15 protein-coding genes are annotated in these 21,806 nt (G+C 72.4%); 11 read left to right on the top strand and 4 right to left on the bottom strand.

What is annotated here, in order from left to right; translation table 11 throughout:
- Positions 1–2: 2 nt before the first annotated feature.
- Positions 3–761, top strand: coding sequence for a fumarylacetoacetate hydrolase family protein (locus SCATT_RS02065; protein WP_014141220.1), 759 nt, complete (start codon positions 3–5; stop codon positions 759–761).
- 6 nt (positions 762–767) lie between these two features.
- Here SCATT_RS02065 and SCATT_RS02060 read toward each other — a convergent pair whose 3' ends face one another.
- A complete protein-coding gene (locus tag SCATT_RS02060; RefSeq protein WP_014141219.1) occupies positions 768–1,832 on the bottom strand; it encodes an aldo/keto reductase in 1,065 nt (354 codons plus the stop codon).
- A 117-nt stretch (positions 1,833–1,949) separates the two neighbouring features.
- On the opposite strand from SCATT_RS02060, the gene SCATT_RS02055 reads away from it, so the two are divergent.
- Both SCATT_RS02055 and SCATT_RS02050 read left to right on the top strand, forming a co-directional pair.
- Positions 1,950–2,783 (top strand): helix-turn-helix transcriptional regulator, encoded by an 834-nt coding sequence (locus SCATT_RS02055; RefSeq protein ID WP_014141218.1) that lies wholly within the window; start codon positions 1,950–1,952, stop codon positions 2,781–2,783.
- A 158-nt stretch (positions 2,784–2,941) separates the two neighbouring features.
- The gene (locus SCATT_RS02050; protein ID WP_014141217.1) at positions 2,942–3,532 is read left to right on the top strand and encodes an SMI1/KNR4 family protein; all 591 of its coding nucleotides are present in this window, start codon (positions 2,942–2,944) and stop codon (positions 3,530–3,532) included.
- 389 nt (positions 3,533–3,921) lie between these two features.
- On the opposite strand, the gene SCATT_RS02045 is transcribed toward SCATT_RS02050, so the two are convergent.
- A complete protein-coding gene (locus SCATT_RS02045; RefSeq protein ID WP_014141216.1) occupies positions 3,922–4,437 on the bottom strand; it encodes a MarR family winged helix-turn-helix transcriptional regulator in 516 nt (171 codons plus the stop codon).
- A gap of 59 nt (positions 4,438–4,496) precedes the next feature.
- Between SCATT_RS02045 and SCATT_RS02040 the strand changes: the two genes are divergently transcribed.
- A complete protein-coding gene (locus tag SCATT_RS02040; protein WP_014141215.1) occupies positions 4,497–5,441 on the top strand; it encodes an amidohydrolase family protein in 945 nt (314 codons plus the stop codon).
- A gap of 54 nt (positions 5,442–5,495) precedes the next feature.
- Here SCATT_RS02040 and SCATT_RS02035 read toward each other — a convergent pair whose 3' ends face one another.
- On the bottom strand, positions 5,496–6,125 hold the full coding sequence (locus tag SCATT_RS02035; RefSeq protein WP_231905020.1) for a response regulator transcription factor: 630 nt from the start codon (positions 6,123–6,125) through the stop codon (positions 5,496–5,498).
- Positions 6,126–6,573: 448 nt separating this feature from the next.
- Between SCATT_RS02035 and SCATT_RS02030 the strand changes: the two genes are divergently transcribed.
- From SCATT_RS02030 to SCATT_RS02010, 5 genes are all read left to right on the top strand, one after another.
- Positions 6,574–7,335, top strand: a complete 762-nt coding sequence (locus tag SCATT_RS02030) for a DeoR/GlpR family DNA-binding transcription regulator (RefSeq protein ID WP_041824999.1) — start codon at positions 6,574–6,576, stop codon at positions 7,333–7,335.
- A gap of 107 nt (positions 7,336–7,442) precedes the next feature.
- On the top strand, positions 7,443–8,807 hold the full coding sequence (locus SCATT_RS02025; protein ID WP_014141211.1) for an ABC transporter substrate-binding protein: 1,365 nt from the start codon (positions 7,443–7,445) through the stop codon (positions 8,805–8,807).
- A complete protein-coding gene (locus SCATT_RS02020) occupies positions 8,807–9,778 on the top strand; it encodes a carbohydrate ABC transporter permease (RefSeq protein ID WP_014141210.1) in 972 nt (323 codons plus the stop codon). Before SCATT_RS02025 ends, SCATT_RS02020 begins: the two co-directional genes overlap by 1 nt.
- On the top strand, positions 9,775–10,638 hold the full coding sequence (locus SCATT_RS02015; RefSeq protein WP_014141209.1) for a carbohydrate ABC transporter permease: 864 nt from the start codon (positions 9,775–9,777) through the stop codon (positions 10,636–10,638). Before SCATT_RS02020 ends, SCATT_RS02015 begins: the two co-directional genes overlap by 4 nt.
- Entirely contained in the window at positions 10,635–11,624 is a 990-nt protein-coding gene (locus SCATT_RS02010) for a zinc-dependent alcohol dehydrogenase family protein (RefSeq protein WP_014141208.1), read from the top strand. The genes SCATT_RS02015 and SCATT_RS02010 overlap by 4 nt, the downstream gene beginning before the upstream one ends.
- 43 nt (positions 11,625–11,667) lie before the next feature.
- On the opposite strand, the gene SCATT_RS40235 is transcribed toward SCATT_RS02010, so the two are convergent.
- Complete coding sequence (locus SCATT_RS40235; protein WP_014141207.1) at positions 11,668–14,535, bottom strand: AAA family ATPase; 2,868 nt, start codon at positions 14,533–14,535, stop codon at positions 11,668–11,670.
- A gap of 195 nt (positions 14,536–14,730) precedes the next feature.
- Between SCATT_RS40235 and SCATT_RS40230 the strand changes: the two genes are divergently transcribed.
- On the top strand, positions 14,731–17,604 hold the full coding sequence (locus SCATT_RS40230) for a helix-turn-helix transcriptional regulator (RefSeq protein ID WP_014141206.1): 2,874 nt from the start codon (positions 14,731–14,733) through the stop codon (positions 17,602–17,604).
- Between the two features lie 184 nt (positions 17,605–17,788).
- Positions 17,789–21,751 carry a type VII secretion protein EccC gene (locus SCATT_RS01995; RefSeq protein ID WP_014141205.1) on the top strand — a complete coding sequence of 1,321 codons (3,963 nt, stop codon included), beginning with the start codon at positions 17,789–17,791 and terminating at the stop codon, positions 21,749–21,751.
- Positions 21,752–21,806 lie beyond the last annotated feature (55 nt).

Below are 21,806 nucleotides of genomic sequence, written 5' to 3'. Positions count from 1 at the left end.
CCATGCACCTCGCACGCGTGATGACCGCGGACGGACCCCGCCACGCCATCGCCGACCCGGACCACAGGACCGTCCGCGTCCTCGCGGACCAACGCTTCCCGCCCGGACCGTCACCGCGCCTCACCGGGGAGACCCTGCCGCTGGAACACGCCCGCCTGCTGGCGCCCGTCGTCCCCGGCAAGATCGTGGTCATCGGCCGCAACTACGGCGGACGCGGCGACGCCTCCGGCACCCTGGTGATCCACCTCAAACCCCCCACCGCCGTCATCGGCCCAGGCGAGCCGATCCTGCTCCCCGCCGAGGCCAAGGACGTCCGGTACGAAGGCGAACTCGCCGTCGTCATCGGCACCACCTGCCGCTCGGTCACCCCCGACCAGGCGGCGGCCCACGTCTTCGGCCACACCTGCGCCAACGACGTCACCGCCTGGGACATCGGCACCGACGGCGGCCAGTGGACCAAGGCCAAGGGCATGGACACCTTCTGCCCGCTCGGCCCCTGGATCACCACCGACGCCGACCCCGGAGCCGCCGTCATCACCACCCACCTCAACGGCGAACTCCGGCAGCACGGCAGCACCGCCCACCTCACCCGTGGCACCGCCGAACTCGTCTCCGAAGTCAGCCACCTGATGACCCTCCTCCCCGGTGACGTGCTGCTCACCGGCACCCCCGAAGGCAGCGCCGCCATGGCCGACGGCGACGAGGTGACCGTCACCGTCGAAGGCATCGGCACCCTGCGCAACCCGGTCGCCACGCGGTAGGGGGTATCAGCGGCGCGGTTCGATCCGCAGGCCGCCCGTGGTCACGGTGCGGATGTGGTCACTGGCGAGGATGTCGTGCGGGAAGCCGAGGTCGATCGCGCCGGCCGCGTCGAGGCGGGCCAGTTGCCCGTCGGTGAGGTCGACCTCCAAGGCGCCCAGATTATCCTCCAGTTGCGCGGGGGTACGGGCGCCGATGACCGGTGCCGTCACCGCCGGGTTCCGCAGGGCCCACGCCAGCCCGACCTGGGCGGGGGAGCGGCCCAGCTCGGCGGCGACCTCCTTGACGACGTCGGCGATCGCGAGGCTGCGTTCGGTGAGCGTGCCCAGGGCGAGGTTGAAACTCTTGCGGGTGCCGTCTCCGGAGGCGTCGTTCGCCGCGGTCAGGTCGTCACGGGTGTACTTGCCGGTGAGCACCCCGCCGGCCAGCGGCGAATACGGGACCACACCGAGCCCCATCTCCCGTGCCATGGGGATCAGGTCGCGTTCCCCGGAACGCTCGACCAGGTTGTACTCGATCTGCAACGCGACCAGCGGGGACCAGCCGCGCAGGTCGGCGATGGTCTGCATGCGCGACACCTGCCAGGCGGGGGCGTTGGAGATCGCCACGTACAACACCTTGCCCTGCCGGACCAGGTCGTCCATGCCGCGCAGGATCTCCTCGACCGGGGTCGTGGCGTCCCACACGTGCAGGTAGAGCAGGTCGATGTAGTCGGTGCCGAGCTGCCGCAGACTCGACTCCACCGAGGCGAACAGGCTCTTGCGGTGCGCGCCACCGGAGTTCGGGTCGCCGGGCCGGCGCAGCGTCGTGTACTTCGTCGCCAGCACCAGGCTCTCCCGGTCGCCGCGGGCGAACTCGCCCAGCATGCGCTCGGAGCTGCCGCCCGTGTAGGTGTTGGCGGTGTCGATGAAGTTGCCACCCTGCCCGGTGTAGAGGTCGAACAGCTTGCGGGCCTCGTCCCGCTCGGCTCCCCAGCCCCACTCGGTGCCGAAGGTGGCGGCCCCCAGCGCCAGCGGTGACACCCGCAGCCCGGAGCGGCCCAGCAGCCGGTAGGTGTCGAGGGTGAGCGCCATCGTGTCCTCCTGTGGTCGTGTTCCGTTGCCGGGAACAAGGCTGCGACGACCACGAGGCGGGGGTAAGGGAGACGGCATCCTGGGAACGCCGGTCCCACCCTCGCTGTTGCAACGACCATGACGACCCGCACCCTGGAGACCACCCACGAACTGGCCGCCTTCCTGCGGAGCCGCCGCGAACGGCTCGACCCTTACGACCTCGGCCTGCCCCCGCGCCGCCAGGCCCGGCGGACCCCGGGACTGCGCCGCGAGGACGTCGCCGAACTGGCCGGGGTCAGCGTCGACTACGTCGTCCGGCTGGAACAGGGCCGCGGTACGCGCCCCTCGGCGGACGTGGTGGAGGCGCTGGCCCGCGCGCTGCGCCTGACCCCCGCCGAACGCGCCTACCTGTTCAACCTGGCCGGGCAACGCCCCTCTACCGCCGACAAGCCCGCCACCACCGCCCCGCCGCCCCTGGCCCGGCTCGTCACCGACCTGTCACCACTGCCGGCCATGCTGATGAACCACCGCTTCGACATCCTGGCCTGGAACCCCGAAATGACCAGGCTCCTCCTGGACTTCGACACCCTCCCTTCGGCGCGGCGCAACGCGATGTGGCTCTGCCTGATGCATCCGCGTATCCGCGCGCTCTACGCCGACCGGGAACGCGTCGTACGCGAAGGCGTCGCCCACCTGCGCACGGCGTGGGCCGCGCATCCGGAGGACCGGCCGCTGACCGACCTCATCGCCGAACTCCTCACCGGAGACGAGGAGTTCGCGTGGCTGTGGGGTGAACGGGACATCAAGGTCAACGGCCGCGGCGACAAGGTGATGCGCCACCCCGACGCCGGTGTGATCACCGTGCGCTTCGAGGTGCTGGTGCCGCTGGAGGACCCGGATCAGCGGCTGCTGGTCTTCCGCGCCGCGGACGACGAGAGCCGGTCGGCGCTGGAGAGGTTGTGCGCGCGGTGAGTGGATTTTTTGAACCTGCGGTTTGTTGGGCATCGGTCCGTGTGAACCGGGCTTGGCTGAACGCCGTAGATACCACGGTGCCCACATCAGGCTGAACTGATGCCGGGCTTCCCCTGCGGGCTGAGAGAGAAAAAGAAGAAAGTGACAGGAGTTCGCCAATGTCTGATTCCCGGCTGCTGACTGTCACCGAGTGGCGCCAGTTCCTCGGTGATTACAGCTCCACGTTCCTGAACTCAGGCTATCTCCGTGAGGCCGAGTCGGAGGGGAGAGCGAAGTACATGCTGAGTCGGACCCAACGGAAGGCTGGATGGCTGGGCTACGAGCCGGCGAGCGAGGAGGCGGTGCTGGCCGCTGAAGAGCGACTCGGGGTCCGGCTGCCGCCGACGTACCGGAACTTCCTGCTGACCAGCAATGGCTGGAAGTCCATCGGCGAACTCGATCTTCTCACGGTCGATGAGATCGGGTGGTTTCCTGACCTGAGCCCCCAGGTCTTCGAATGGTGGTCGTCGCCTGACACGGAATTCTCCGCCGAGAACCTTGAGGTGCTCAAGCGGTGCCTGCTGATCTCAAACGACAACGGTGGCAGCGGTGGCAATTGGCTACTGCATGCGGACGGCGTCGGGGAGGACGGCGAGTGGACCGCGTACGAATGGTGGCCGGGCGAGGGCGGCGACCCTGAGCCGTATGACAACTTTTCCGTCATGGCGGCTGACGCAGTTGACAACTTCGTGGCGGACGAGAGTGAATGACTTCTCCTGAGCGACCAGCGAGGTCGTGGCCCAGGCCTTTCTGTGAGAGCGAGAGGAAGACGGAGGAGGGATCTCCGTGTCGGGGCGGCCCGTGGCCGGCGTCGGAGAGGTCACTCCTGGGTCACGGCGAACTCGGCAACGCGGCGAGCAGTAGACAGCCACCCTCGAACGGCCCACCCCCACCGCCCAGGACCGGCCGCACACTGGACACTCCGCCGTCTCCCCCCGCTTCAACAACACCACCCGCCGCCGGGTCCGCTGAAGCCTCCGCCACCGCCGTGGCCCGTACCGACCCGAGCAGAACACCGCCTCAGCCGCCATCGACGACGACAGCGGATCTGCACACTCCCGGCAGTATCGCCAGACCGTCGAGCCAGACCCTCCGCCGGCTACCGGTCCCGCTCCGGCCCCGGTGCCGCGCCGCCGATGACGTCGGTGAGGCGGTGCAACTGCTCGGCGAGGGCTCGGCGTTCGCCCGGGGTGTAGTGGGAGAGCGCCTGGAACTGGCGGCTTCGCAGTTCGCCGCGCATGGCTTCGAGGCGGGCGGCGCCGTCCTCGGTGAGGCGGACGAGGACGCGGCGTTCGTCGTGGGGGGAGCGCCGCCGGGTGACGACGCCCTTGGCCTCCAGTTGCTGGAGCATGCGGGTCGCGGTGGGCACGCTGATCTCGGCCCCGGCGGCGAGCCGGCTGACCGGCAGCCCCTCGCCCCGGGTGTCGTCGGCCAGGGGGACCAGCAGGGCGAGCTGGGCCATGGACAGCCCGACCGCCGATTGCCCGGCGGTGGCCGTCCGTGACCGGCGCATCGCGTAGAAGAGCCGGTCGGCGGCGTGCGCCAACTCCTCCACGTCCTCCTGGCCGCCGGGCGCCGGGCCCCGGCCGGGGATGTCCTTGCTGCTGTCTCGCACGGCTGTTAGCTTACCTCCGAGATTGCTTAGCAAGCTAAGTACTAGGAGGGTAAGCGTCCATGTCCTTCCCCGCCCGCATCGATGTCCACCAGCACCTCGTACCGCCGGTCTGGGCCGACGCCCTGGCCGCGATCGGCCACGACACCGGCGGCTGGGCCGTCCCCGCCTGGAGCACCGGGGGCGCCATCGCGATGATGGACGAGCAGTCCATCGCCACCGGCGTCCTCTCCGTGACCGCCCCCGGTGTCCACCTCGGCGACGACACGCGGGCCCGTACCCTCGCCCGCGCCGTCAACGAATACGGCGCCGAAGTCGTCAAGGACCGCCCCGACCGCTTCGGCCACTTCGCCTCGGTCCCTCTGCCCGACGTCGACGCCGCGCTGGCCGAGACCGCCTACGCGCTGGACACCCTGGGGGCCGACGGCGTCGTGCTGATGTCCAACGTCCACGGCCGCTACCTCGGCGACCCCGGCTTCGAACCGCTCTGGGACGAACTCGACCGCCGCCGGGCCACCGTCTTCGTCCACCCCGCCCAGCCGCCGATGGCGTGGCTGCCCGGCACCCCGGCCCCGCTCGCCGACTTCGTCTTCGACACCACCCGCACCGCGCTCAACCTCGTGCTGAACGGTGTCATCGGCCGCCACCCGCACGTACGCGTGATCCTCGCCCACGGCGGCGGGTTCCTGCCGTACGCGGCCTACCGCTTCTCCGGCCTGACCTCCATCGTCGTCGACCCCGGCCGTACGGCCGACGACATCCTGCGCGACCTGCGGCGGTTCTACTTCGACACCGCGCTGTCCGCCAGCCCCAGCGCCCTGCCCGCGCTGCTCGCCTTCGCCGAACCCGGCCACGTCCTCTACGGCAGCGACTGGCCCTTCGCCCCGCAGGAAGCCGGCTCCTACTACAACGGCTACCTGGAGGCGTACCCCGGCTTCGCCCCCGGCCAGGCCGAGGCGATCGACCGCGGCAACGCCGAAGTCCTCTTCCCCCGTCTCGCCCGCTGACCCGCTGGGATCATCCGGGTGTCTCCGGCCCCCGTCAGCCCGGAGACACCCCGGTCAGATCAGACCCGAACGTATGGCGTAGGAGACGGCGTGGGCGCGGTTGCGTAGTTGCATGCGCTTCATCAGGCCGTACAGGATGTATTTGACGGTGCGTTCGGAGTAGGAGAGCTTCACCGCGATCTCCGAGAGTTCCTCGCCCTCGGCGACCAGGCGCAGGACGTCGACCTCGCGGGCGCTGACGCCGGAGGCGTTGAGACCGCGTGGGGTGAGGACCTCGCGCTGGGTCCACTGGACCTGTTCCATCAAGGTGCCCTGGAGGGCCGGGGGGAAGCTGCCGCCGCCCTCGGCCACGGTGACCAGGGTGCGCAGGAACATCGGCGGGGTGAAGGCGTCACGCCACAGCACCCCGCGCACCCCCCGGTCGACGGCGGTCGAGATGTCGGCCTGCCACTGCTTGCCGACGACCATCACGAACCGCGCGTCCGCCCGGTTGGACACGGCACGCAACTGCTCCAGGGCGGAGGCGTCCACGGTGTCCACGGCGACCACGATCACGTCCGCCTCGTGCATGCGGTCCGACGGGATTTCCCGCACCCGCCGGTCCTGTTGAAGGTAGCTGGCCAGTCCCGCCCGGATGACGGCGTCGGGTACGTGAATACCCACCCGCACCGTGTCCGTGAGCATCGACTGAGGCATACGTCCTCCCCACTGGGAATTGCGATCACTCCTTGAGGACAGGACGCGATCCTGGCACGTGTGTTTGCACCTTTCGGTTGCCGATACCCCCCAGCACGCTAACGACAGGGAAACCTGGCGCGAGTGGCCCGAAGGCCGGCGCGGCGCCCTGACGAGCCCGGATGCGGACATCGGAAGGGCACACCCGGGCACCTTCGGAAGCCGAACGGGCAACGAACGGGCGCTCCGGCGGTGGGATTCAGGCACCCCTTCGGGCACCCGGCGGACATGCCCGCGGCGGTGACCAGTGCGTATAACGGACCTGAAACGGGCATACCCGGGCGCGATCAATCGTGTTCCAACGCTGGCCAGCGCCGTTGCGTGCTTGTAAAAACACCTGAACAAGCCCGAACGGACACAGGTGTCGGGCACCTTCTTGGCGAACGTGAGGTACGCCGTGGAAACAGAGGAACGGCGGCGCTGGATTCTGGACCTGGCCCGCCGCACCGGATCGGTCGACGTCGGCAAGCTCGCCGCGGAGCTGGGCGTGTCGAAGGAGACGGTCCGCCGTGACCTGCACGTGCTGGAGGAACACGGGCTGGTGCGGCGCACGCACGGCGGTGCCTACCCGGTGGAGAGCGCGGGGTTCGAGACCACGCTCGCCTTCCGCACCACCATGCACGTCCCGGAGAAGTCGCGGATCGCCACCGCCGCCGCGGAGCTGATCGGCGAGGCGGAGACGGTCTTCATCGACGAGGGGTACACTCCGCTGCTGATCGCCCAGGCGCTGCCGCAGGACCGGCCGTTGACGGTGGTCACCGCCTCGCTGGCGACGGCCGGCGCGCTGGCCGGCCGGGACAACACCACCGTGCTGCTGCTCGGCGGCCGGGTGCGCGGCTCGACGCTGGCGACGGTGGAGCACTGGGCGGTGCGCATGCTGTCCGGCTTCGTCATCGACCTGGCCTTCGTCGGCGCCAACGGCATCTCCCGCGAGTACGGCCTGACCACCCCGGACCCCGCGGTGTGCGAGGTGAAGGCCCAGGTGATGCGGAGCGCCCGGCGGTGTGTCTTCGCCGGGGTGCACACCAAGTTCGGCGCGGTGAGCTTCTGCCGCTTCGCGCAGGTCGCCGACTTCGAGGCGGTGGTCACCGACACCGGGCTGTCCACCTCCGAGGCCCACCGCTACTCGCTGATGGGTCCGCAGGTGCTGCGGGTGTGACCCGTGGCCGCCCGCAGGTCCATCCGCGCGACCCCCTCCTCCCCGTGATGACTTCCCCTTTGATGACAACACCTACCCACCGACGACCCGACCGGGAGCCTTCCACCATGACGTCGCCAACCACCAGAACCCGTCACGCGGTCCGTATCGCCCTCGCCGCCGGTGCCGCCACGGCGCTGCTCGCCGGGTGCGCCGGAGCCGGCGGCGCCGCGAAGTCCTCCTCCGGCGGCACCTCGCTCAACGTACTGATGGTGAACAACCCGCAGATGATGGAGTTGCAGAAGCTGGCGCCGCAGTTCACCAAGGAGACCGGCGTCCACGTCAACTTCACCGTGCTGCCCGAGAACGACCTGCGCGACAAGCTCAGCCAGGACTTCTCCAACCAGGCCGGCCAGTACGACGTGGCGACGGTCAGCAACTACGAGGTGCCGTTCTACGCCAAGAACCAGTGGCTGCTGCCGCTGGACCCCTACATCGCCAAGGACAAGGCGTTCGACCAGTCCGACGTCCTGGCCCCGATGCGCGACTCGCTCAGCACCGGCGGCAAGGTGTACGCGGAGCCGTTCTACGGCGAGTCGTCGTTCCTGATGTACCGCAAGGACGTCTTCGCCGCCAAGCACCTGACCATGCCGGCCAAGCCCACCTGGCAGCAGGTGGCGGACCTGGCGGCCAAGGCGGACGGCGCGCAGCCGGGGATGCGCGGCATCTGCCTGCGCGGCCAGCCCGGCTGGGGCGAGGTCATCGCACCGCTGACCACGATGGTCAACACCATGGGCGGCACCTGGTTCAGCAAGGACTGGAAGGCACAGCTCACCGCGCCGGAGTTCGTCAACGCCACCAAGTTCTACGTGAACCTGGTCCGGCAGCACGGCGAGGCGGGCGCCGCGGAGTCCGGCTACGCCGAATGCCTCAACGACCTCACCCAGGGCAAGGTCTCCATGTGGTACGACTCCACCGCCGCCGCCGGCTCCCTGGAGGCCGCCGACTCGCCGGTGAAGGGCAAGATCGGGTACGTCCAGGCGCCGGTGGACAAGACCAAGAGCTCCGGCTGGTTGTACAGCTGGGCCTGGGGCGTCCAGAAGGCGTCCCGCAACGCCGACAACGCCTGGAAGTTCATCTCCTGGGCCTCCGGCAAGGAATACCCGCAGCTGGTGGGCAAGCACTCCGGGTGGGCCAACGTGCCGCCCGGCACCCGGGCCTCGCTCTACGCCGACCCGCACTACCGCGCCGCCGCGCAGGCATTCTCCGGGGTCGTCGAGGAGTCCATCAAGAGCGCCGACCCGATCAACCCCGGCGTCCAGCCCCGGCCGACCATGGGCATCCAGTTCGTCGACATCCCGGAATTCTCCGACCTGGGCACCAAGGTCTCCCAGCACATCAGCGCGGCCATCGCCGGCCACGAGTCGGTGGACCAGGCGCTGAGCGCCTCGCAGGCGCTCGCTGAGCGGACCGCCAAGGGGTACCAGCACTGATGACCACCACCGAGCTGACGGTGCGGCCCCGCCGCACCGGCCCGGCCCCGGCCCCGGCACCGCGCCCGGCCGTGTCCCGCCTGCGGGCGTGGGCCACCCGCGCGCCGCTGCTGCCCGCGCTGGTCTTCCTGATCGTGGTCACCCAGCTGCCCTTCGTGGTGACCCTGGTGATCTCGCTGTTCCACTGGAACGCGCTGCAACCCGGCGACCGGCACTTCACCGGCGCCTCCAACTACCTGGCGGTGGCCACCGACCCGGCGCTGCGCTCCTCGGTGGTGACCACCGTGGTGCTCACCGCCGCCGTGGTGATCGTCAGCGTGGTGCTGGGCCTGCTGATCGCGCTGCTGCTGGACCGCAAGTTCTTCGGACGCGGCGTGGTACGCACCATGCTGATCGCCCCGTTCCTGCTGGTGCCGGTGGCCGCCGCGCTGCTGTGGAAGCACGCGCTGTACAACCCGGAGTACGGGCTGATCAACGGCGTGCTGACGTGGCTGGCCCGGCTCTTCGGCGCCGGGTCGGCGGCGCAGCCGGACTGGATCTCCAGCATGCCGCTGATCTCCGTGGAGACCGCGCTGGTGTGGCAGTGGACCCCGTTCATGATGCTCATCCTGCTCGCCGGACTGCAGAGCCGCCCGCTGGACGTGATCGAGGCGGCCCGGCTGGACGGCGCCGGGAGCTGGCAGATCTTCCGCTACGTCACCCTGCCGCACCTGCGGCGCTACCTCGAACTCGGGGTGCTGCTCGGTTCCATCTACATCGTGCAGAACTTCGACGCGGTGTTCACCATCACCTCCGGCGGACTGGGCACCGCGAACCTGCCCTACACCATCTACCAGACCTTCTACCAGGCCCACGACTACGGGCAGGCGTCCGCGGCCGGTGTGCTCGTGGTGATCGGTTCGATCGCCATCGCCACCTTCGCGCTGCGGGTGGTCTCGTCCCTGTTCCGTGAGGAGATGTCCCGCGCATGACCGCCGTCACGCTCGCACCACCGCCCGCCCTGCGCCGGGCGAAGCGCCGGTCGGCCGCGCTGGGCCTGCTGGCCTGGCTGGTGGGGATCGTCTTCGTCCTGCCGGTGCTGTGGATGGTGCTGACCTCACTGCACTCGGAGAGCAACGCCGCGACCAACCCGCCGTCGCTGGGCGCGCCGCTCACCCTCGACGCCTACCGGGAGTTCTTCGGGGCCACCGGCGGGGCCAACCCGTGGCCCGCGCTGATCAACTCGCTGACCGCCAGCCTCATCTCCACGCTGCTGGTGCTCCTGCTGGCGCTCCCGGCGGCGTACGCGCTGTCGATCCGGCCGGTCCGCAAGTGGACCGACGTGCTCTTCTTCTTCCTGTCCACCAAGATGATGCCGGTGGTGGCCGGCCTGCTGCCGATCTACCTGTTCGCCAAGAGCGCCGGGCTGCTGGACAACGTGTGGCTGCTGATCATCCTGTACACCTCGATGAACCTGCCGATCGCGGTGTGGATGATGCAGTCGTTCCTCTCCGACGTGCCCGGTTCGCTGATCGAGGCGGCGCAGATCGACGGCGCCCGGCTGCCGGTGATCCTGGCCCGGGTGGTGGCCCCCATCGCCGGCCCCGGGATCGCCGCGACCGCGCTGATCTGCTTCATCTTCAGCTGGAACGAGCTGCTGTTCGCGCGGGTGCTCACCGGTGTGGTGGCGCAGACCGCGCCGGTCTTCCTCACCGGCTTCGTCACCAGTCAGGGGCTCTTCCTGGCCAAGGTCTGCGCCGCGTCCACCGTCATCTCCCTGCCGGTGCTCGTCGCCGGGTTCGCCGCCCAGGACAAGCTGGTCCAGGGCCTGTCGCTTGGAGCCGTCAAATGAAGGCCGCGGTCATCGAAGCCCCCGGCAAGGTCACCGTCACCACCGTGCCCGACCCGACGCCGGGGCCGCGCGAGGTGGTGGTGGAGGTCGCCGCCTGCGGTCTGTGCGGCACCGATCTGCACATCCTGCAAGGGGAGTTCGCGCCCACCCTGCCGGTGGTGCCCGGGCACGAGTTCGCCGGCCGGGTCGCCGCCGTGGGCACCGCCGTCACCGAGGTGGCGGTCGGCGACCGGGTGGCCGTCGACCCCTCGCTGCACTGCCACGAATGCCATTACTGCCGGGCCGGCCGGGGCAACCTGTGCGACCGCTGGAACGCCATCGGCGTCACCACGGCCGGCGGCGCCGCCGAGTACGCCCTCGCCCCGGTGGCCAACTGCGTCAAGCTCCCCGACCACGTCGACGTGCGGGACGCCGCGCTGATCGAGCCGCTGTCGTGCGCGGTGCGCGGCTACGACGTGCTCGGCAGCCAGGTCGCCGCCGAGGTGCTGATCTACGGCAGCGGCACGATGGGCCTGATGATGCTGGAACTCGCCAAGCGCACCGGTGCCGTCAGCGTCGACGTGGTCGACATCAACCCCGACCGGCTGGCCACCGCCGAGCGGCTCGGCTGCTCCCGTTCGGCCGCCGGTGCCGACCAGCTCGACCAGCCGCGCGGCTGGGACGTCGTCATCGACGCCACCGGCAACCAGAACGCCATCCAGGACGGCCTGGGCCGGGTCGCCAAGGCCGGCACCTTCCTCCAGTTCGGCGTCGCCGACTACGCGGCCCGGGCGGTGATCGAGCCGTACCGGATCTACAACCAGGAGATCACCATCACCGGCTCCATGGCGGTGCTGCACAGCTACGAGCGGGCGGCGGCGCTCTTCGCCACCGGGGTCCTCGACCCGGCGGTGTTCATCAGCGACCGGCTGCCGCTGGAGGAGTACCCGGCCGCGCTGGAGAAGTTCCGGGCCGGGCAGGGCCGCAAGATCGTGGTCGAGCCGTAGCAGCCTCGGGCCCCGGCCGCCGGCGGCGCCGACGACGGCGTGGTCAGCGGCCGGGCTCCCGCGACAGCGTTCCGGTCAGGACCGCGGTCACCACCTCGGTGCGCGACCGCAGTCCGGTGCGGGTGAACAGCCGGGTCAGGCGGTTGGCCACGGCGTCCTCGCTCAGCCGCAGCACGGCGGAGATCTGACGGTTCGTCAATCCTTCGGTGATCAAGGTGGCCAGCAGATGCTCGTTCTCCTCGGTGGCCTGTCTGCGGCCGGGCACGGCGAGTCCGGCCGCGCGCATCGCCGTCCTGGTGTGGAAACGCCACAACGCCGCCCGGGTCGCGCCGAACAGCTCGTACGCCTCGCCCAGCGCCGTCTCGGGGGCCGCGTCCTGGGCGACGGCGGCGGTCAGGGTGACCGCCGTCTCGAACGGCTGGCCGCGCTCCCGCGCCAGCTCCACGGCCTCCCGCAACCGCAGCCGCGCGGCCCGCGGGTCCTCCTCCCGCAGCACCCGCGCCGACGTCAGCAGACACAGCAGCCGCGTCCGGCCGGTCCGCAACCGCTCGTCGGCCTCCTCCAGCCGCCGAAGGCACCGCGCCGCCTCCTCGGCCCGCCCGGTCTCCAGACACACCTCGGTCAGCGACGCCCACAACTCCGCGGTGCCGTGCACGTACCCGCGTTCCCGCGCGGCGTCCAGGCCGCGGCGCAGCACCTCCTCGGCGGCGTCCGGGTCGCCCAGGGTCCGCAGCACCTCCGCCTCCACGTGGTCGAGGTGGTGCTGCAACGGGCCCTCCTGGCGCCCGCGCACGCTCTCCAGCAGCCGTCTCGCGCTGGTGGTACGCCCCCGGGCCAGCATGATCCCGGCCGTCCGCGAAGGCAGCAGATGATGGCTGGGCGCCGCGGTGAACGCCCGGTCGGTGGCGAGCATCCGGCGCGCCAGCGTCAGCGCCTCGTCCCACCGGCCCCGCAGATACAGCATCAGGAAGGCGCTGGTCCCCGGGAGCGCCTCCGGCGCCAGGCCGCGCGTGGACAGCAGCTCGACCGCGCCGGCCAACTCCCCTTCGCCCAGCAGCCGTTCGGTCTGCGCGACGGTCAGCGAGTAGACGGTGTCCGGCGGCAGCCCCGGCATGTCCAGCCGGGGCAGTTCGCCCCGGCGGCGGTCGGCCCGGCCCAGCATCTCCAGCGCGGTGGTGCGCGCCCAGTCCAGGATGGCCCGGCCGTGCGGATCGGCGGTCCACACCGGCTCGGTACGGTCCAGCAGCTCCAGCACCTCCCGCCACCGTTCCACCAGGCACAGCGCGAGGACCTGCCCCGACAGGGCGACCGGCGCCGGCAGCAGGAACCGCTTCCACCAGCGGGCCGAGGTCATCCGCGACAGCCTGGTCCAGTCCTCGCCCGCCGCGGTCGCGGCCACCAGCACGCTGACGGCGTCCTGGAGCATCGGCGTGGTCAGGTACTCGGCGGGGTTGCGCAGGATCTTCTCGGTCGCCGTCCGGGCGATCGGCAGGTCACCGGTGGCGAAGGCGGTCAACGCGTAGCGCAGCCAGGCCAGTTCGCGCCCGGCCGGATCCTCGGTGAGCCGGTGTGCCGCCCGCAGCCGGCGCAGTGTGGCCGGCCCGTCGTAGCCGGGGTGCGCCCGTTCCGCCGCCGCCGTCAGATCCGCCACGGCGCGCTCCCGGTCGACCGCCGGGCCCGCGTCGGCGATCCGGTCGGGCAGATACGTGCCCGGGTCCACCCCCTCCAGGAGCACCGGCTTCGTGCCCGCGTCGTACCGGGCCCACAGCGCCTCGACCGCGGCGGCGGCCAGCCGGCGGCGGTGCAGCGGCCCCAACCGCGCGGCCACGGCGTGCGCGGTCAGCGGCACCCGGAACGCCCAGCCCGCCGGGGCCGCCTCCCGCGCCGGAACCCGCCGCACCACACCGGCCCCGGCCAGCGTGTCCAGGCCGGCCGCGACATCCTCGGCGGACAGCCCGGTGAGCGCGGCGGTGATCTCCTCGGCCACCTGGCCCAGCGGCCACAGCACGCTCAGCGCCGACGCCACCGTCCAGCACGGCTCACCCAGCGCCCGCAGCGCGGTGACGAACCGGTCGCCGTCGGACGGCACCGGGTCCGGCGCGTTCGGGCCGAGAAAGGCGTGGCCGTCGGCGACGCGTATCGCGCCCTGCTCCGCCCACCCGGTGAGCACCGTGTCGACGGCGCCGGGGATGCCCTGGCTGAGGTGGTGCACCCGCCGCGCCAGATCCGGGTCGGGCACCGCCCGCAGCCGGCGTGCCACCGCCTCGGCGACCTGCTCCGGCTCCAGCGGGGCCAGCGTCAGCGACCGTGCCCACCCCTTGCCGCCCAGCGCCGTCACGGCCGCCACCGCCGCGGGCTGCTCGACGGCCGTGACCACCAGACGGACCGGTGAGATGAGCCCCTCCACCGCCAGGCCGCCGAGCACGGCCAGCGACCCCGCGTCGGCGTGTTGCGCGTCGTCGACCAGGACGACCACGGGCACCTGCTGGGAGAGGGCCGCGGTGAGCGCGTCGGCCATCGCCGCCGGATCGCCCTGCTCGACGGCGGTCAGCGCCTCCGCGGCCGGATTGCCGGAGGTCCGCTGCCGTACCGTCGCCGCGCGGTGCTCCTCCAGTGCCGACACCAGCCGCCAGGCCAGCAGCAACCAACGTTCCGCGTCCCCGGGGACGCATGTCAGCGACAGCGCCGCCCCGCCCGCCGCGCGCAGCCGCCCCGCCAGCGCCCGCAAGGACGCGCTGCGCCCCACGCCCCGTTCCCCGCGCAGCAGCACCAGCCGCGGACCGTCATCGGCCTCCAGCCACCCGGCGACCTCGGCCAACTCCCGTTCCCGGCCGAGCAGGCACTCCTCCGCGTGGTCCAGGTGCGCCGCCGTCCCGCCGCGGACCAACTCGGTGTCCGTACGAGGAGCCACTGTCCACCGCACCCTTCGACGATCCCTGCCGACGGGCGTGGGCGCCCGAGCGTCCGTGGCGGCCCCGGTAACGGAACCCGGCCCACCGGCTGCCATTATGGCCGTCTCCGCCACGACCCACCTGGTCGGGGCCAGGGCAGCCGCCGCCCCCACACCAGTGTTCAGCACGCGGACGGAAGCGAGCGAGGAGTCGCCGTGCAGCACCGTACACCTCTGATCGGCAGGGACGACGACGTCAAGGACGTGGCCGAGACCCTGCGGTCCACCGGCGCCGGAGCACGCACCCTCCTGCTCACCGGCGGCGCCGGCACCGGCAAGACGGCCGTGCTGGAACACGCCCGCGCCGCGGCCGTCCAGGACGGCGTCAAGGTGCTGCGCCTCGACTGGGAAGAGGCCGAAGGACCCGCCGGGGCCACCGCGCTCTCCGACGCGGTCTGCCGGGTCCTCGCCAAGATCCACGACGGCCGCCTCCCTGCCCGCATCACCGCCGTGCGCCGGGTGCAACTGCGCACCGCCGACCGCGACGGCGACCTGCCGGTCCTCTCCGTCCTGGGGGACATGCTCGCCGACGCCGCCCAGTACGTCCCGTTCGCCCTGGCCGTCGACGACGTCGAGCGGATACCGGAGCGGACCGCCGACGCGCTCGGTCTGCTGCTGCGCGTCTTCCGCCCGGCGGGCGTACCGGTGGTGACGGTCGGCCGCCCACCGCGCGCGGAGCACGCCGGCCACGCCCAGCTCCTCGCCGCCGTCGACCGCGTCCACCACCTCGCGCCGCTCGCCCCCGCCGACGTGGCCGCCCTCATCGAGCAGCGGCTGCAAGGCCCGGTGGAACCCGACCTCGTCACCGCCGTGCTGCGGTCGCTGGGCCCGCTGGCCGGCAACCCCGAGGCCGTGCTGTCGGTGCTGACCGCGCTGGGGGAGCGCGGCACCCTGCTGGAACTGGACGGCCAGCTCTGCCTGACCGAACCCGAGGACCGGCTGCGCTTCACCACCGCCGTCCCCCGCGCGGCCTGGCCGGACCCGGCGGTGGACGACGACACCCTCGAACTCGCCGCCGTCCTGGCCCGCCTGCTCCACCACGCCGAACTCCGCCTCACCGACCTGGACTTCCTGCCGCCCCGCCACGACGGCCCCGAAGTCCTCGCCGTCGCCCGGCGGTTCGACCGGCTGGTCGCCGACGGGGTGCTCACCACCGACGCCGACGGCCTGATCGCCTTCGCCGTCCCCGCGCTCGCCGGCGCGCTGCGCACCCGCCCCACCCGCCAGGACGTACGAGCCGTGCACGCCCGCGTCGCCCAGGCCCGCGCCGACCGCCTCGGCGCCGCCGCCACCGGCGCACTCGAACCCCGCATCGCCGACCACGTGGCCGCCGCCGGACCCCTGCTCGACGACGCCCTCGCGGTGCCGCTGCTGCTCGCCGCCGCCCGCGCCGACGCCAGGATCCGCTGGCCGCGCGGCGCCCGCGCCTACCGTTCGGCGCTGCGCCGGCTGCCCCCGCACGACGCCCGCACCCCCGGCGCCCTGCGCGACGCCGCCGGCCTCGGCCTGCGCCACGCCGACTACGGCGGCGTCCTCGAACTGGGCGAACCCCTCCTCGCCGGCCTGGCCGCGCACCCTGTCCACCAGCCCGAACTCGTCTTCGCCGCCCGCACCTGGGCGCTGGCGTCGCTGCACGAACACCGCTCCCCGTGCGGCGGCTACACCGACCCCCGTTACCGCGCCGCACTCACCGCCGTCCCCGCCGCCGCCCGACTCGCCGCCCTCGGCGACCAGTACGGGATCTGGCCGACCCCCTCCGGGCAACCGGCCGCCGACGCCACCGAGGAGACCACCCGCACCACCGCGACCCGTACCGGACCGCTGCCCGCGCCCGCCGAACTGCGTCTGCTCGCCGCCGCCGCGGGCCCCGCCACCGCGCTCGAAGACGCCCGGCGGGCGCTGCCGGCCGAGGCGTTGAGCGACGACGCGCTGGAGCGGCTGCGCCTCGCCGCCGCCTACGGCGACCTCGCCGGAGCCCTCCAGACCGTGCTCGGCGACCGCTACCCCGGCGCCGGACACAGCACCGCCGGCCGCTACCACGCCATGATCCGCAACTACCTGGCCGGCCACTGGGACCACGCGCTGCCGGCCGCGGTGCGCATCGAGGCCCGCGGCCGGTCCGGCGGCCCGCCCGGCGTCGCCCACCTCGCCCGCGCGCTCGCCGCCGAGATCCACTGCTTCCGCGGTGACTTCACCCGCGCCCAGGCGTGGCTCGACCTCGTTCCCGACACCGTCGCCCACCCGCTGGCGGCCCGCGCCCGGCTGGTGGTGCGCCACTGGTCCGGGGACGCGGACGCCGCCCGCGACCAGGCGTGGCGGGACGTGGCACGGGCCCGCGAGGCCGGACTCCTGGCCGGCCTGGAACGGCTGCTGATGCGGATCGCCGCCTTCGGCCTGATGCGCGACGACCCCGACGAGGCACGGCGGGCCCTCGGTGAACTGGAGACCCTGTACGAACAGACCGCCTCCCCGCTCTGCCACGAGGTCCTGCTGATCGTCCGCGGCCTGGTCCACCGCGACGCCGACAGCCTGCTCGCCGCCCACCGGCTGGTGCAGCGCCGCGGCGACCTCCACCTGGCGTGGCTGTGCTGCAACCACCTCACCGACATCGGCGACGACCCCCGCACCTGGCTCGCCGAGGCCACCCGCATCGCCCACCGGCTGCACATCGGACGCCACGCCCGCACCCAGCTCGGCCGCACCGCGCAACGGCGCAACGTCCCGCTGCCCCGGCGCCGCCCGACCCGCCAGGGGCTGACCGCGCAGGACGTGCGGCTGATCGGACTCGTCGCGGAAGGGGCCACCAACCGGCAGATCGCGGCCCGTCTGGCGTGCAGCGAGAAGACCGTGGAGCAACGGCTGACCCGGCTCTTCCAGCGCACCGGATGCCGCTCCCGGGTCGAACTCGCCGCCGCCTGGCTCGACGGCAGCCTGGCCCGCCGCCTCCCCGCCGGAGCCGCCCGCCCCGGCACCGACGGCGCCCCGGCCACGCCCCCCGCCGACCCCGCGGCCGCCACCCCGGGCTGGTGACCCGGCAGGCAGGATCCGCTGTCCGGACGGACAACCTTCCGGCCCCGGACCTGTCATGACCGGTTCCGGTTCCTAGGCTGGCCAGGCAGCCCTCGTCCGGCCACGCGACCGCGGCGGACCGTGCACCGCGCCGGGGCGGGCGGCGCGGCACCCAGGAACACACCAGCCCGCGGGAGAACAGCCGATGAGCACTGTGGTCGTCAAGCGCTCACCCCGGGTGCCCGGCCCCGAGGCGGAAGAGGGCCAGATCGAGCTGGCCGAGCCGCCGGTCCTCGGCGAGCCCGCCACCGCCGACTTCACCTCCGCCTTCGTCTACCTGCCGATGGCACTCGGGGTCGGCGCCATGGTCATGATGTTCACCGTCGGCGCCCGCTCCCCGTCCACCTACATGATGTCGGGGATGATGGGCGTCGCCATGATGAGCATGGGCCTGGGCCAGCTCGGCCGGCGCGGCGCCGAACGCAAACGCAAGATGCGCGCCGAACGCCGCGACTACCTGCGCTACCTCGCCCAGTTGCGCAAACGTGCCCGGCAGGCCGCCGCCGAACAGCGCGCCGCCGCCTACTGGGACAACCCGCGCCCGCAGGACCTGTGGGCGATGGCGTCCGGCCCCCGGCTGTGGGAACGCCGCGGCGGCCACGACGACTTCGCCTCGGTCCGCATCGGCCTGGGCACCCGCCGCGCCAACCTCGTCTTGATCCCCCCGGAGACCAAGCCGGTCGAGGACCTCGAACCGCTCTCCGCGGTCTCGCTGCGCCGCTTCACCAAGGCCTACCAGTCGGTGCGCCACCTTCCGCTGCCGGTGCCGCTGCCCACCTTCACCAGCGTGGAGTTCGCCGGCGACGGCCTCGCCGCGCTGGCGCTGCTGCGCGCGATGATCGCCCAGCTCGCGGTGGCCCACGCCCCCGACGAACTGCGCATCGCCCTGCTCACCGACGCGGTGGGACGGGCCGAGTGGGACTGGCTCAAGTGGCTGCCGCACAACGCCCACCCCTACGAGGAGGACGCGGCCGGTCCCCTGCGGCTCGTCGCCGACGACCACGACGCCCTCTTCGACCTGCTCGGCAGCGAGGTCTCCGACCGCCCCGACCACGACCCCGACGCCACCCCGCGCACCACCGAGCCGTTCGTCGTGGTCCTCGCCTACCGCGCCCACATCCCCGACGACTCCCGGCTGCTCGGCGGCGGCCTGCGCAACCTGGTGCTGCTGGACGCCACCGGAGCCATGACCGGCGGCCCCCAGGTGCTGCGGCTGACCGTGCGCGACGGCGAGGTGGAGTACCCGGCGGGCGACACCCTGGTCACCGCCGAGGCCGACGCGCTGACCGTCTCCGAGGCGGAGGCGCTGGCCCGCATCCTCGCCCCGATGCGCACCAGCGGCGCCGTGGAGTTCGTCGACGAGCCGCTGGAAGCCGACTTCGACCTCAGCGCCCTGCTCGGCATCCGCGACCCCCGCTCCTTCGACGTGGCCGCCCTGTGGCGCACCCGCACCCCGCAGAGCTCCCGGCTGAAGGTGCCCATCGGCATCACCGAGGACAACGAGGTGCTGGAGCTGGACCTCAAGGAGTCGGCGCAGGCCGGCATGGGCCCGCACGGCCTGCTCATCGGCGCCACCGGCTCCGGCAAGAGCGAGCTGGTCCGCACCCTGGTCATCGGGCTCGCCGCCACCCACTCCTCCGACGTGCTCAACTTCGTGCTCGTCGACTTCAAGGGCGGCGCCACCTTCCTCAACATGGACCGCCTCCCGCACACCTCCGCCGTCATCACCAACCTCGCCGACGAACTCCACCTCGTCGACCGCATGCGCGACTCCCTCAACGGTGAGATGATCCGCCGCCAGGAACTCCTCCGGGAGAGCGGCTACACCTCCCTGTTCGAGTACGAGAAGGCACGCCTCGGCGGCGCCGCGCTCACCCCGCTGCCCTCGCTGGTGATCGTGGTCGACGAGTTCTCCGAACTGCTCGCCAACAAGCCCGAGTTCGTCGACCTGTTCGTCAGCATCGGACGCCTCGGCCGCTCGCTCGGGGTGCACCTGCTGCTCGCCTCCCAGCGGCTGGACGAGGGCCGCATCCACCGCGTCGAGGGCCACCTGTCCTACCGCATCGCCCTGCGCACCTTCTCCTCCATGGAGTCCCGCAGCGTCATCGGCGTCGGCAGCGCCTACGAGCTGCCCTCCGCCCCCGGCAACGGCTACCTCAAGGTCGACACCACCAACCTCGCCCGCTTCAAGGCCGCCTACGTCTCCGGCGCCTGCCCGGCCTCCCCGGCCACCGTCCACACCGCCGAACCGGTGGCGGGCGCCGAGGAGGTCGTCGCCTTCGGCATGGAGCAGCGCGCCCCGGCCCCCGCCCTCGAACCCGCCGACGACCAGCTCGCCCCGCAGCCCGAACCCGCCGCCCCCGAACCCGCCTCCGACGACGAGGAGAGCCTGCTGGAGGTCCTGGTCGGACGGCTCGAAGGGGCCGGACCGCCGGCCCGCCAGGTCTGGCTGCCCCCGCTGGAGTCCTCGCCCAGCCTCGACCAGCTCCTCCCCGGCATCGTCCCCGACCCGCAACGCGGCATGAGCGCGGGCGACTACCCGGCGCTCGGCGCGCTGCGGGTACCGCTCGGCATGGTCGACCGCCCCTTCGAACAGCTACGGGAACTCCTCGTCGCCGACCTGTCCGGCGCCGACGGCCACCTCGCCCTGGCCGGCGCCCCGCAGACCGGCAAGTCCACCATGCTGCGCACCCTGATGCTGGCCCTCGCGCTCACCCACACCCCGCGCGAAGTCCAGTTCTACTGCCTCGACTTCGGCGGCGGCGGCCTGCAGTCCACCGCCGGACTGCCGCACGTCGGCTCCATCGCCACCCGCATGGAACGCGACCGCGTACAACGCACCGTCGAAGAACTCACCCAACTCCTCGAGGTGCGCGAACAGCGCTTCACCGACCTCGGCCTGGAATCCATGACGGCCTACCGCCAGCAGCGCGAGGCCGGCCGCATCGACGACCCCTACGGCGATGTCTTCCTCGTCATCGACAACTGGTCCACCATCAAGCAGGACTACGAGGACCTCGAACCGCGCATCATCGACCTCGCCGCCCGCGGCCTGTCCTTCGGACTCCACGTGATCGTCTCCGCGGTGCGCTGGTCGGAGATCCGCCCCCGCGCCCGCGACCTGTTCGGCACCAAGTTCGAACTGCGCCTCGGCGACACCATGGAGTCCGAGTTCGGCTCCAAGGTCGCCGCCGGCGTCCCGCAGCAGCCCGGCCGCGGCCTGACCAAGAGCAAGCACCACTTCCTGTGCGCCCTGCCCCGGCTGGACAGCTCCTCGCGCACCGATGACCTCACCGCCGCCACCAAGGCGGCCGTCGCCGAGATCGACACCTTCTGGACCGGACGCCCGGCCCCCGGCGTGCGCCTGCTGCCCGCCAAGCTGCCGGTCGCCAAGCTCCCCGCTCCCGAGGGCGATCTGCGGTTCTGCCTCGGCTGGGACGAACAGCGGCTCGCCCCCGTCTGGCACGACTTCGCCACCACCCCGCATCTGATGGTCTTCGGCGACAGCGAGACCGGCAAGACCAACGTCCTGCGCCTGGCCATCGACGCCATCACCCGCCGCTACACCCCGCAGGAGGCCCGTATCCTCCTCGCCGACACCCGCCGCGCCCTCCTCGGCGACGTCCCCGAGGAATACCGCGTCGGCTTCGCGGTGGACGGCGACAGCCTCAGCCAACTCGCCGGAAGCGCCGCCGTCTCGGTGGGCAAACGCGTCCCCGGCGCCGACATCGCCCCCGAACGCCTGCCCCGCCGCGACTGGTGGACCGGACCCAGGCTCTTCATGCTCGTCGACGACTACGACCTGTACGCCACCGGCCCGGGCACCGGCTCACCCCTCAACGCCCTGGCCCCGATGCTCGCCCACTCGGTCAACATCGGCCTGCACATGGTGATCTCCCGCTCCACCTCCGGAGCCACCCGCGCCATGATGGACCCGGTGCTGCGCCGCATCTGGGAACTGGGCAGCCCGGCGCTGCTGCACTCCTACCCCAAGGAGGAAGGCAAGTTCATCGGCGAGGCCAGGCCGCGCACCCTGCCACCCGGCCGCGCCCAGCTCGTCACCCGGCGCGGGGTGCGGCTGATGCAGGTCGGCCACGCCGGACCGTGACGGCCCCACCCGACACCGCCCACGGCGCCGCCGCACCCACGCCCTCCAGGAGCAC

This window comes from Streptantibioticus cattleyicolor NRRL 8057 = DSM 46488, assembly GCF_000240165.1.
Taxonomy (GTDB): Bacteria; Actinomycetota; Actinomycetes; order Streptomycetales; family Streptomycetaceae; genus Streptantibioticus; species Streptantibioticus cattleyicolor.
The sequence above is the reverse complement of the archived record's forward strand: the minus strand, read 5'-3'. Positions and strand labels throughout refer to the sequence as shown.